The sequence below is a fragment of the Pseudomonas sp. GL_135 genome (genome assembly GCF_057834665.1).
The window spans coordinates 2387728-2399798 of record NZ_CM174408.1; the positions used below are offsets into that span (position 1 = coordinate 2387728).

Below are 12071 nucleotides of genomic sequence, written 5' to 3' on the forward strand. Positions count from 1 at the left end.
AGCGTTGAATGGCGCTTCGGCGGTGGGATGAGGACTTCAGAGCTGATCTATCGCCGCACGCCGATCATCCCGCGATCTGAAAGGCAGCGGAATGACCCAATCCCGCAATCCAGCATTGCACGGGGCGAAATGATCCGGCGGCGCGCGTGCCTTCAGGCGTTACACGGGCTGATGGGTGCGAGCGCCATTGGACGCCAGGTCCGCCAGAATCGGGCAGTCCGGGCGACGGTCGCCCTGGCAGTGGCTGACCAGGTTCTGCAGCGTGTCGCGCAGCCCGGCCAATTCCTCGATTTTCTGATTGAGTTCGGCTATGTGCTGGTGGGCCAGCGCCTTGACGTCGGCGCTGGCGCGGCCGCGGTCCTGCCACAGGGTCAGCAGTTTGCCGACCGCTTCCAGGGAAAACCCCAGATCCCGCGAGCGTTTGATGAACGCCAGGGTGTGCAACTCGTCCGGGCCGTACAGGCGGTAACCGCTGCCGGTGCGGGCAGCGGCAGGCAGCAGGCCGATGGATTCGTAATAACGAATCATCTTGGCGCTTAGGCCACTGCGTTTGGCGGCTTGTCCGATGTTCATGACGCGTCTCCCGTGTGGTTGGGCTTGTCTTTGGGGTCGTCTTTGGGTGTCCAGGTTTTCAACAGCAGAGCGTTGCTCACGACGCTGACACTCGACAAGGCCATGGCCGCGCCGGCCAGCACCGGATTGAGCAGGCCGAACGCGGCCAGCGGAATGCCGATCAGGTTATAGACAAAGGCCCAGAACAGATTCTGGCGGATCTTCGCGTAGGTCTTGCGGCTGATGTCGAGGGCGGCGGGGATCAACCGTGGGTCGCCGCGCATCAGGGTGATGCCGGCGGCATGCATGGCGACGTCCGTGCCGCCGCCCATGGCGATGCCAATGTCGGCAGCGGCCAGGGCAGGGGCGTCGTTGATGCCGTCACCGACCATCGCCACCACGCCGGTTTTCTTCAGGGACACGACGGTCGCGGCTTTGTCGGCAGGCAAGACCTCGGCGTGCACGTCGCTGATGCCCAGAGCCTGCGCGACGACTCTCGCACTGCCGCGATTGTCACCCGTCAGCAAGTAGCTGCTGATGTGCCGGGCGTTCAGTTGCGCGATGGCCTCAACGGCGCCGGTCTTCAGCGTGTCGCCGAAGGCAAACAGGCCCAGCACCTGACGCTGCGGGCTCAATTCGATGAGCCAGGACAGCGTGCGGCCTTCCGCCTCCCAGGCCAGAGCGCGCTCGTGCAGGGCGTCTCCGGTCAGGCCGCTTTCTGGCAGCAAGCCGCTTTCCTGCAGCAGGCGCTGATTGCCCAGCGCCAGTTCGCGACCGCCCAGGGTGCCAGCGATCCCGCGCCCGGCCAGCGCTCGGCTGTTGCTGACGGTCTCCAGCTGCAGGCCGCGCTCTGTGGTCACGTCCAGCACCGCTTTGGCCAATGGGTGTTCGCTGCCACGCTGCAACGCACCGGCCAGTTCAAGCACGTTATTTTCATTACCGTCGAGCGCGACCAGGTGGGCAATGCGCGGCTTGCCGGAGGTCAGCGTGCCGGTCTTGTCGAACACCACCGTGGTGACTTCATGGGCGCGTTCCAGGGCTTCGGCGTCCTTGATGAGGATGCCGTGGCGTGCGGCCACGCCGGTGCCGGCCATGATCGCGGTGGGCGTGGCTAGCCCCAGCGCGCAGGGGCAGGCGATGACCAGCACGGTGACGGCGTTGATCAATGCGCTCTCCAGTGAGGCACCGGCCATCAGCCAGCCGGTCAGTGTGGCGATCGCTGTCAACAAGACCACCGGTACGAACACCTGACTGACTTTGTCGACCAGCTTCTGAATCGGCGCCTTGGCAGACTGCGCGGCTTCCACCAGACGGATGATGCGCGCCAGCACGGTTTCCGCGCCCAGCGCCCGGGTGCTGATCAGCAGCCGACCTTCGCCATTGATCGCGCCGCCAGTGACCCTGTCGCCGGGCTGTTTCGGCACCGGCAGGCTTTCGCCGCTGATAAGGGCTTCATCGGCGTGGCTCTGGCCTTCGGTCACCTCGCCATCCACCGGAAAGCGCTCGCCGGGTTTTACTACCACCGTATCGCCGACGCTCAATTCGCTGATGGCGACGTCCACTTCCTGCCCGTTCACCAGCCGGATCGCGCGGTCGGGGCGCAAGGCTTCCAGCGCCCGAATCGCGCTGGCGGTCTGGCGCTTGGCGCTGCTCTCCAGGTATTTGCCGAGCAGGACCAGGGCGATGACCACCGCCGACGCCTCGAAGTACAGGTGCGGCATCGTACCGGGCGCAGCGCTGAGCCACTGGTAAACGCTCAACCCATAACCGGCGCTGGTGCCCAATGCGACGAGCAAATCCATGTTGCCGGCGCCGGCGCGCACGGCTTTCCACGCGGCTATGTAAAAGCGCGCGCCGAGGAGAAACTGCACCGGCGTTGCCAGGGCGAACTGCAGCCATGCCGGGAGCATCCCGTGGACGCCGAACGGTTGCAGGATCATCGGCAGCACCAGTGGCAGCGCGAGAACGATGGCCACGATCAACTGCCAGCGCTCGGTGTCGTGACGTTGGCGCTGGTCGGCCTGCTGGACGGCTGAATCCTGTTCGAGGCTGGCGCCGTAGCCCGCCTTGTCGACGGCGGCTAACAGCACGGCGGGATCGATCTGCCCGCTGACCTCGACGTGGGCGCGTTCGTTGGCGAGGTTGACCGTGGCGAGTTGAACGCCCGGCACTTTGCGCAGGGCGCGCTCGACCCGGCCTGCGCAGCTGGCGCAGGTCATGCCGGTAATGGGCAGATCGAATGTGGCGGGACTGGGCATGGTGGACACTCCGGTGAGTCGAATGCCAGTAAGGATCAACCTTGCCCTTCTGGCAAGGTCAAGGGGCGTGCCGTGATGGTTTTTTCTGGCGGATCGTTTGCCCAGGGCATGCAGGACAGCCCATTTGCAACCTGCGACAATCTCAGCCCTTTTGGCCAGGCGAGCGGCATACCGTGTACGACTTCAACGATTTGTACTACTTCGTGCAGGTGGTCGAGAACAAGGGGTTCGCCGCCGCCGCGCGCAAGATCGAGGTGCCGAAGACCAAGCTCAGTCGGCGCATTGCGCAGCTGGAGGATCGGCTGGGTGTGCGGCTGATCCAGCGCACCACGCGCAAGTTCACGGTGACCGAGGTGGGTCTGGATTATTACCGGCACTGTGTGGCGATGCTGGTGGAGGCCGATGCCGCCGAGAAGGTGGTCGAGCAATCGCGGTCCGAACCCCAGGGCATCGTGCGCATCAGTTGCCCGCCTGCACTCGGGGCCATGGGGGTGAGCGACACGATCGCCAGGTTTCTGGTGCTGCACCCGAAAGTGCAGGTTCAGGTGGAAAGCACCAACCGTCGGGTGGATGTGTTGGGGGAGGGCTATGACATCGCGCTGAGGGTGCGGTTTCCGCCGCTGGACGATGAGAATCTGGTGATGAAGGTGTTGGGCGAGAGTGTCCAGAAGCTGGTGGCGCGACCGTCGTTGGTGGAGGGTTTGTCGCTGCGTACGCCGCAGGATTTGCTGGGGCTGCCGAGTATGGATCTGGCCCCGGCAAACCGGGATCACCGCTGGGCGTTGATCGGGCCGGACGATAAGCGGGTTGAGGTTGCCCATCAGCCGCGCTTTGTGACGTCTGATCTGGATGCGTTGCACCGGGCGGCGGTTGAGGGGGTGGGGGTGGTGCAGATGCCGGAGATCATGATTCGGCATTCGTTGCATGAGGGGCGGCTGGTCGAGGTGTTGCCGGGGTTCCGGCCGCCGAGCGGGTTGATTCATGCGGTGTTTCCGTCGCGGCGGGGGTTGTTGCCGTCGGTGCGGGGGTTGGTGGATTTACTGGCGGAGGATTTTGGTGCGAATGCCAGAGCGGATCGGGAGGCATGTGAGTTGGCGGGGCATCTTTGAGCTCTTTGAAGATCAAGATCCAGAGCGTCGGCCTAACGGCCTCGGGTTTCGCCTTCGGCGAGTTACTTGGAAAAGCACCCCAAGTAACCAAGGGTGCTTGCTCCTGGTTTGGCCCTTCGTTCCTCAGGGTTCCCTCACTCCGACGACGCTCCGTGGGCCCGCGCCGAACGGACATCTCTGTCCTGACGGCGCTCTCGCCGCATCCATGCGGCTCGGCCCACTGCGCGTCGTCTGCGTTCGGCCTGCACCCAAGTCGCGATTGGCGGTGTCTGGACCTTTTGTGTTTGAAGATCAAGATCAAGAGCAGATCAACTGCTTCCCGGCTGAAGCCGGTCCCACTGACGGCTGCTCGGGAGTTTACTGGCTGAATGCGCTGCTTTTAGTGGGACCGGCTTTAGCCGGGAAGGGGCCAGTGTGGAGGCCGTCAATGTCAGGATTTTTCGCGGATCCCTCAACTCAGCGCCGGCGCTTCATCTTTTTATTGTCCTGCATGTGGGACGATCTATCGCATTTGCCCCCTCTAATCACGCATTGGTTCGCACGGTAGGATGACGCCACTTGATCGCCAGGCGGCGATTCTCACCTTGGGGAGCACCTTATGAAACTCTTGCACATCGATTCCAGCATCCTCGGCGATCACTCCGCTTCGCGTCAGTTGAGCCGCAGTGTTGTTCAGTCTTTTACCGCCATCACCCCGGATACTCAGGTGGTTTACCGCGACCTGGCGAATGAGCCGCTCAATCATTTCTCCGGTGCGACGCTGGCCGCTGCCGGTACGCCGGTGGAAGGTCGTGACGCGTCACAGACGCTGGAAGTGGAGACGAACGAAGCCACGCTTGAAGAGTTCCTGTCGTCTGACGTGGTGGTCATCGGTGCGCCGATGTACAACTTCAGCATCCCGAGCCAGTTGAAAGCATGGATCGACCGGATCTGTGTAGCCGGCCGCACCTTCCGTTACACCGAAGCGGGCCCGGAAGGTCTGTGCAAGGGCAAGAAAGTGATCATCGTTTCGACGACGGGCGGTCTGCATCAGGGCCTGCCGAGTGGCGCGGGCCATGATGATTTGCTCAAGGTCGTATTCGGTTTCATCGGCGTCACCGATCTGCAGTTCGTCGTGGCCGAAGGCCTCGCTTATGGCGACGAGCCGCGTGCCGCCGCCATGGCCGCTGCGCAGAAAAACATCAGCGAAACGCTGTTCGCCTAAGCCCGGGCACTCGCAGGGATACATTCGACGGTCCCCGGTGAGATAAGCCCTCAGCAGCCGAGGGGACAGATTAATTTACGGTGAAGCGCTGTAAATAAATCAGTCCCCTCGGCTTTTGCGTCCTGTCATTCAGCCCAGCGACAGCCTTTATGACATCTTTGCGCGTAATCTCCTTGCAGCACCGTAGAATGCCGGCCTCTTCGGTCCGTTCTGCGTCAAGCGGTGGCCATTCTCTTTAATCAGTCGAGCTTGGCCCGCCTTGTGCACCATTGATCCTCAAACGTTTCGGAATGTTATCGAACCCCAGGGGTCAGATAGCGACAGACGCCGTGTTTACGGGCCATTGGGCCTTGCGCGTCTGAATCGGCAAGGATGGATTGATAAGGTGAGGGGCATTGCAATGATGCGTCTTTGTGCAGTGATGATGATCAGCCTGCTGGGCAGCCTGATTTCGGTGCAAGCCAGCGAGCTGCAGAGCTGGAGCGTGGGCTTTCACGAGCTGACGTTTCTCGATCCCCTGGATTCCCGGCCGATGCACGCGTACGCCTTTTACCCCTCCACCGACGATGAACACATCACCCGCGTTCAAGGCTATCCCATTGAAGCGTCGGAAGACGCCACCATTGCCATGGGCCGCTTCCCCTTGCTGATGCTGTCCCACGGCAACACCGGCACACCGCTCGCGCAGCACGACCTGGCGACGTCATTGGCACGCAAGGGTTTTGTCGTGGTGGCGGTGTTTCACCCGGGCGACAACTACATGGACCACAGCCGTCTGGGCAGCCTGAGCAATCTCTACGGCCGCCCCCTGCAAATCTCCGAAGCCATCAGTGCCGCATTGATCGACCCGATGCTCTCGCCGTACATCAGCGCGCGCCGTGTCGGGGTGATCGGTTATTCGGCGGGTGGCGAAACGGCGTTGATTCTGGCGGGCGCCCAGCCTGATCTCCAGCGTCTGCGCCATTACTGTACCGAGCGGCCCCAAGACCATGACGCCTGTAAAACCCAAGGCGAATTGGTGGCAGACCGTGAAGACCTGCACGCCCAAGCCGACCCCCGTGTAGGCGCGTTGATGCTGATGGCACCGCTGGGGTTGATGTTCGGTCGGCAGACGCTGGCGGATGTGCACGTGCCGGTGTTGCTGTACAGCGGCGACGGCGACGAACTGCTCGCCATCGATAAGAACGCCGAAGCGCTGGCGCGCAAGCTGCCCGATGTCTCTGATTTCAAACTGTTCGCCGGGGCAGGGCATTTCGTGTTCATGGCACCCTGCGACGACGAGCAACGCGCCACCCAGCCTGGTCTGTGCACCGACGCCATTGGCGTCAACCGTGAAAGCATTCACCGCGACCTGAGCAGCGAGGCCGTACGCTTTTTCGATACTGCACTCGGCACGCCCATCAGCACTGCCGACATGCAGACCGCCGCCCACCATGAATTTGATCCAGTCGGCAGCCTCGATCAGTAGTGGTGCACAGAAACTTCTGATGCTCCTACGGAGCCTGGTTTGTGTCCGCTGCGGGTGAGGGCGCCGCCGGTTTGCCACGAATCACTTTGCCGCGGCGCTCGGCGATCTCTCGCGCCTGACCATCACGCTGGCCACCGGTACGCGCCTCGCTGATCAATGCCGGAATCAACGGCCCCTCTGGCAGGTTCTTCCAGAACCGCGCCGGCAGATGTCCCTGCATGACCTTCGGATTCAGCCGGGCCGGGTTGAAGATGTGGCTGTAATAAGTCAGCCACAAATTGCCATGGGGATCGTCGGCATTGCGTGCCAGCGATTGCCACGCCTCCGGGCACACCGGCTGATGAATCAATTGCTTGCCGTCATAAAACACGCCGTCTTTGGGCGTTGCGATCATCCAGCGATGACGGCCCATGCGCCCGATGAAGTGCTCGCTGGCGGTGCGCAGAATGTCGTGGGCTGGCTCGTGCCACGCAACGTATTCCGGCAGGCAGGACATCTCCAGTAACGCTGCCTTGGCGGCGACGTCTTCGGCATTGTCGAGCACCGGCAACGCCACGAAACGCAGAAACGCATGCAGGTGATGAGCTTCGCGGCTGACCTGTTTCAGGCGTCGGTGCAGTTCGCTGCCCAGTTTGTCCCCGGCCAGCATCGCCGTGCGATCACCGTGGCTGACGCGCCAGAGCACCTCATACAAGAGCGTCCAGCGTTGGTCGCCGCAGAATTGCGCCGCGTTCTGCAGCAGTTCCAGCAATTCGAGGGGTATGCGCGCGCGGAACGGACCGGGCTCGTCCGGGTAATCGGTGTCGCTGGCGAACAGGTCAGCGTCCTGCTGCACGCTCCAGCTCACCTGATCCGGGTTGATCTGATGGCTCAGCAGCCAGCGCGCCTGCTGCCGCCAGGTATCGAAGGCGTCGGCGCAATCGAGAATGATCATCCCCACAGCGCCATTTGCTGCGGCTGAGGTTTGTCGCGCAGTTGCTCGCGCAGATCGATGCTCGAGCTGTCGGCCTGGCGCGGATGGTAGTCGCTGGTAATGATGAACGGCTTGGCCTTGGCCAGCACGCAGCGCAGACGGGTCAGGTCTTCATAACGAATGCGGCGCTGGCGGCGCAGTTCGACCAGGCGCTTGGTGGTGCGAATGCCGATGCCGGGGATCCGCGCGATCATGGCCGGCTCCGCGCGGTTGAGGTCCAGCGGGAAGATGTCGCGATGCTCCAGCGCCCAGGCCAGCTTGGGGTCGATGTCCAGGGCCAGATGCCCCGGGCCCTGCAGCAATTCGTTGGCACTGTAGCCGTAACTGCGCAGCAGAAAGTCTGCCTGGTACAAGCGGTGCTCGCGCATCAGTGGCGGCGCGGCATGGGGCACGCTTTTCGGGCTGTTGGGAATCGGGCTGAACGCCGAGTAGTAGACACGCTTGAGGCGGAAATCGCCGTACAACGATTCGGCGGTGTGCAGGATGGTGCTGTCATCGGTTTCGTCAGCACCGACAATCATCTGCGTGCTTTGCCCGGCCGGGGTGAATTTTGGCGCACGCGGTTCATTCAGCACGGTTTGCTGACCGGTGTAGATGGTCTGCATGGCCTGCTTGATCGAACCCATTTCTTTTTCCGGCGCCAGGCTCTGCAGGCCCAGCTGGGTCGGCAATTCGATATTGACGCTCAGGCGATCGGCGTAACGGCCGGCCTCTTCGATCAGCGCGGGGTCCGCTTCGGGAATGGTCTTGAGGTGGATGTAGCCACGGAATTCGTGGTCTTCACGGAGCAGTTTGGCCACGCGAATCAGCTGTTCCATGGTGTAGTCCGCCGAGCGGATGATCCCGGAGCTGAGAAACAGGCCGCTGACGCAGTTGCGACGGTAGAAATCCATGGTCAACGTCACCACTTCCTCCGGACTGAAACGTGCGCGGGGCACGTCGCTGGACCGGCGATTCACGCAGTACTGGCAGTCGTAGAGACAGAAGTTGGTCAGCAGAATTTTCAGCAGCGAGACGCAGCGCCCATCGGGGGTGTAGCTGTGGCAGATGCCCATGCCGGTGCTTGAACCAAGGCCGGATTTGCCCTCGGAACTGCGTTTGGGGGCGGCGCTGCTGGCGCAGGAGGCGTCGTACTTGGCGGCGTCGGCGAGGATGCTCAGCTTGTCGATCAGCTGCATGGATTTTCTCGATACTGTTTTTATGTACAGTATCGAGTTGGTCGGTGATGAACAAGGGCCGATCGGATGGATGGCCGGTCGATCAACTGATGCGCTGTACCAATTCCTTCAATTCGCCGAAATCCTTGACGCGATGGAAGTTGGCATTGCCCACGAAGGCCGAGAAATCGGTGTCGCCGTAGCCCGCCACTTGCGCACCGGCACCGAGCCCGGCTTCAACGCCCGGAACGCTGTCCTCCACCAGCAGACACTGAGTGGGCGGCAGGCCCAGCAATTCTGCGGCGTGTTCGATCAGCACCGGGGACGGTTTCCACGACTGCACTTCATAAGCGCTGACGATCAAGCCGTGGAACACGTCCAGCAGGCCGACTGTGCTCAGGCACGTTTCGATCTTGCTGCGCGGGCCGTTGGACGCTACGCACTTGGGCAGCGCCAGATTGCGCACGAAGTCGACCGCGCCGGGCATTTCTTCCAGTCGCTCCCGCAGCAGCGGCAGGGTGCGCGCTCGGAATTCGGTTTCGATCTCGTCGCTCGGCAGCCATGGATAATCGCGGCAGAGGCCTTCCAGGCATAGCGCAAACTGCACGCCTCGAAAGCGTTGCAGCACCTCCTCGACGCTCAGCAACACCTGATGCTGGTGAAGGATCTCTCGCAGCAACCCGGCGGCCAGCCGTTCGCTGTCAACCAGGGTTCCGTCGCAGTCAAAAATGACGCCGGCAATATTCAAACAGGGTTCTCCTTCTTTTCTCGATCAGGTTGCTTGATCGGAATGCATGTGCAGATGTCTGGAATCCGGGTAGGGGCAGTTCGACCGGCATTATCCTGAAAAGTTGGCATCAGTGTTCGAGCACTGACTTACGGTACGGCCTCTTCAGTCCATGCTCCGGCCGGCAGGCGTTTGAATGTCATTGCGGGCAGGCCGACGGCTTCATCGTCAGACCTGCACGTTAAGCGCCGGTTACAACTCCACCGGCGTGACCAGCGTACCCTTTTCGAAGTAGCCCTTGACGTTGGCGAAGACCAGGTCGGCCATGGCCTGGCGCGTTTCGTAGGTCCCCGAGCCGATGTGCGGCGTGAGTACCACGTTATCCAGCTTCAACAGTTCGGCGGGCACATTGGGCTCGTCATCGAACACATCAAGACCCGCACCGGCGATTTCCGAGGCCAGCAACGAGGCCACCAGTGCCTTTTCATCGACCACGGTGCCGCGCGCGACGTTGATCAGAAATGACTTGGGTCCGAGGGCCCGAAGCACGTCGGCGTCGATCAGGTGCTGGGTGTCAGGACCACCGGGGACGATGACGATCAGGTAGTCCGAGTCCTGCGCCAGTTCCCGAAGGTCACCGTAATGCCGGTAGGACACATCGTCGTAGGGGCGGCCACGGCGGAAGTAGGCGATGTTCATCTCGAAGGCGGCGGCGCGTTTGGCGATGGTCTTGCCGATCTTGCCCAGGCCGACGATGCCGCAGGTCTTGCCGCACAGGTCGTTGCCGAGGGGAAATTTGCCGTTGGGCCACTGGCCCGCACGCACGAAGCGTTCGGCTTCGCTGATGCGTCGGGAGACGCACAGCATCAGCGCCATGGCGGTTTCCGCGACGGCGTTGTTGAGCACGTCTGGGGTGTTGCTCAGCTTGATGCCCCTGCGCGACAGGTATTGGGTGTCGACTGCGTCGTAGCCGACGCCGAAGCTGTTGACCACTTCCAGATTCGGCAGGCGGTCAAGAATGGCGTTATCGGTGCCGAACACACCGCTGGTGACGACGCCGCGCACCTGGGTCCCGTGCTGGTCGGCCCAGGCATCGATGTCGTTGATGTCGGCGAGTTTGTGCACGTTGTAGTCGCGCTCGAGATTTTGCATCAGCGCTGCATGCATCGGACCCCAGACCAGAATGTCGGTTTTTTTCTCGCTCATTGTTTTCTCCTTGTTCAAACCAGATACGTGTCGGTACTCAGCACCTCGGCATAGGCAAAGCCCAGGGCTGACATGAAAGCGGCGTGGACCTGAGCGGCAGGCACCACGCTGCCTTCGAATTCCAGGTCGCGGCTGGCGCAGGCGTCGTGGATGACTTTGACGGTGTAGCCCATGTCCGCCGCAGCCCGGGCGGTGGCGTCGATGCACATGTGGCTCATGGAACCGATGATCACCAAGTGCTTGATGCCCTTGTCTTCGAGCAGCGCCTGCAGCCCGGTTTCACGAAATGAATTGGGGAAGTGCTTGAGCACCACCGGTTCGCTTTCCAGGTTCAGGACCTTGGGATGCAATTTGGCGCCATCGGAACCGGGGGTGAAGAAGGGGGCATCGGCGCCTGATTCATGGCGGATAAACACGACCAGATCCCCGGCGTCTCGAGCGGCCTGAATCACCCTGGCGGCGTTGTCAGCGGCGGCATCGGCGCCTGCGAGGGGCCATTTGCCGCCGGGGAAATAGTCGTTCTGAATATCGACTACGATGAGCGCTGTGGTGGGCATTCGGGCTTCCTTGTTGAATGGGCAGGGTGGGTCAGAGTAATGCCTGCCCGAGCGTAGGGCCACTCCCGCTACACAGGTTCAACGCGATGCGTTTTGTAGGACCGGCTTCAGCCGGGAAGGGGCCAGTGTGTACAACATCGATTTTGCAGCGTGACGTCCGACGCTTTCCCGGCTAAAGCCGGTCCTACCGGGTGCGCGGTGTGAGTAGGACTGGCTTCAGTCGGGAAGGGGCCAGTGCGTACAACATCGATTTTGCAGCGTGACGTCCGACGCTTTCCCGGCTAAAGCCGGTCCTACCGGGTGCGCGGTGTGAGTAGGACCGGCTTCAGCCGGGAAGGGGCCAGTGCGTACAACATCGATTTTGCAGCGTGACGCCCGACGCTTTCCCGGCTAAAGCCGGTCCTACCGGGTGCGCGGTGTAAGTGTAAGACTGGCTTCAGCCGGGAAGGGGCCAGTGCGTACAACATCGATTTTGCAGCGTGACGTCCGACGCTTTCCCGGCTAAAGCCGGTCCCACCGGGTGCGCGGTGTGAATGTAGGGCTGGCTTCAGCCGGGAAGGGGCCAGTGCGTACGACCTTGATATTGCAGCGTGACGTCCGACGCTTTCCCGGCTGAAGCCGGTCCTGCCGGGTGCGCGGTGTGAGTGTAGGACTGGCTTCAGCCGGGAAGGGGCCAGTGTGTACGACATTGATTTTGCAGCGTGACGTCCGACGCTTTCCCGGCTAAAGCCGGTTTCACCGGGTGCGCGGTGTAAGTGTAGGACTGGCTTCAGCCGGGAAGGGGCCAGTGTGTACGACATTGATTTTGCAGCGTGACGTCCGACGCTTTCCCGGCTAAAGCCGGTCCTACCGGGTGCGCG

Annotated in this window: 10 protein-coding genes; 3 read left to right on the forward strand and 7 right to left on the reverse strand. The window is 62.2% G+C overall.

The features are described 5' to 3' along the window. Window positions 1-159: 159 nt before the first annotated feature. Window positions 160-573: a Cu(I)-responsive transcriptional regulator gene (cueR, locus tag AC3ISG_RS10650; protein ID WP_489299218.1), complete on the reverse strand. Its 414-nt coding sequence runs from the start codon at window positions 571-573 to the stop codon at window positions 160-162. Continuing rightward, on the reverse strand, window positions 570-2810 hold the full coding sequence (locus tag AC3ISG_RS10655; protein WP_489299219.1) for a heavy metal translocating P-type ATPase: 2241 nt from the start codon (window positions 2808-2810) through the stop codon (window positions 570-572). The genes cueR and AC3ISG_RS10655 overlap by 4 nt, the downstream gene beginning before the upstream one ends. Before the next feature lie 173 nt (window positions 2811-2983). Between AC3ISG_RS10655 and AC3ISG_RS10660 the strand changes: the two genes are divergently transcribed. The 3 genes from AC3ISG_RS10660 (at window position 2984) to AC3ISG_RS10670 (ending at window position 6591) form a co-directional block, all read left to right on the forward strand. Beyond that, entirely contained in the window at window positions 2984-3919 is a 936-nt protein-coding gene (locus tag AC3ISG_RS10660; protein WP_489299220.1) for a LysR substrate-binding domain-containing protein, read from the forward strand. A 598-nt stretch (window positions 3920-4517) separates the two neighbouring features. Then, window positions 4518-5123 carry an FMN-dependent NADH-azoreductase gene (locus AC3ISG_RS10665; RefSeq protein WP_489299221.1) on the forward strand — a complete coding sequence of 202 codons (606 nt, stop codon included), beginning with the start codon at window positions 4518-4520 and terminating at the stop codon, window positions 5121-5123. A 400-nt stretch (window positions 5124-5523) separates the two neighbouring features. Further along, window positions 5524-6591 carry an alpha/beta hydrolase family protein gene (locus AC3ISG_RS10670; protein ID WP_489299222.1) on the forward strand — a complete coding sequence of 356 codons (1068 nt, stop codon included), beginning with the start codon at window positions 5524-5526 and terminating at the stop codon, window positions 6589-6591. Between the two features lie 25 nt (window positions 6592-6616). Here AC3ISG_RS10670 and AC3ISG_RS10675 read toward each other — a convergent pair whose 3' ends face one another. From AC3ISG_RS10675 to AC3ISG_RS10695, 5 genes are all read right to left on the reverse strand, one after another. After that, window positions 6617-7525, reverse strand: a complete 909-nt coding sequence (locus tag AC3ISG_RS10675) for a TIGR03915 family putative DNA repair protein (RefSeq protein ID WP_489299223.1) — start codon at window positions 7523-7525, stop codon at window positions 6617-6619. Continuing rightward, window positions 7522-8742, reverse strand: a complete 1221-nt coding sequence (locus AC3ISG_RS10680) for a putative DNA modification/repair radical SAM protein (RefSeq protein ID WP_489299224.1) — start codon at window positions 8740-8742, stop codon at window positions 7522-7524. Before AC3ISG_RS10680 ends, AC3ISG_RS10675 begins: the two co-directional genes overlap by 4 nt. Window positions 8743-8824: 82 nt before the next feature. Further along, window positions 8825-9469, reverse strand: coding sequence for an HAD family hydrolase (locus tag AC3ISG_RS10685; protein WP_122624703.1), 645 nt, complete (start codon window positions 9467-9469; stop codon window positions 8825-8827). A gap of 231 nt (window positions 9470-9700) precedes the next feature. Next, on the reverse strand, window positions 9701-10654 hold the full coding sequence (locus AC3ISG_RS10690) for a 2-hydroxyacid dehydrogenase (RefSeq protein ID WP_489299225.1): 954 nt from the start codon (window positions 10652-10654) through the stop codon (window positions 9701-9703). 14 nt (window positions 10655-10668) lie between these two features. After that, on the reverse strand, window positions 10669-11211 hold the full coding sequence (locus tag AC3ISG_RS10695; protein WP_489299226.1) for a cysteine hydrolase family protein: 543 nt from the start codon (window positions 11209-11211) through the stop codon (window positions 10669-10671). Window positions 11212-12071 lie beyond the last annotated feature (860 nt).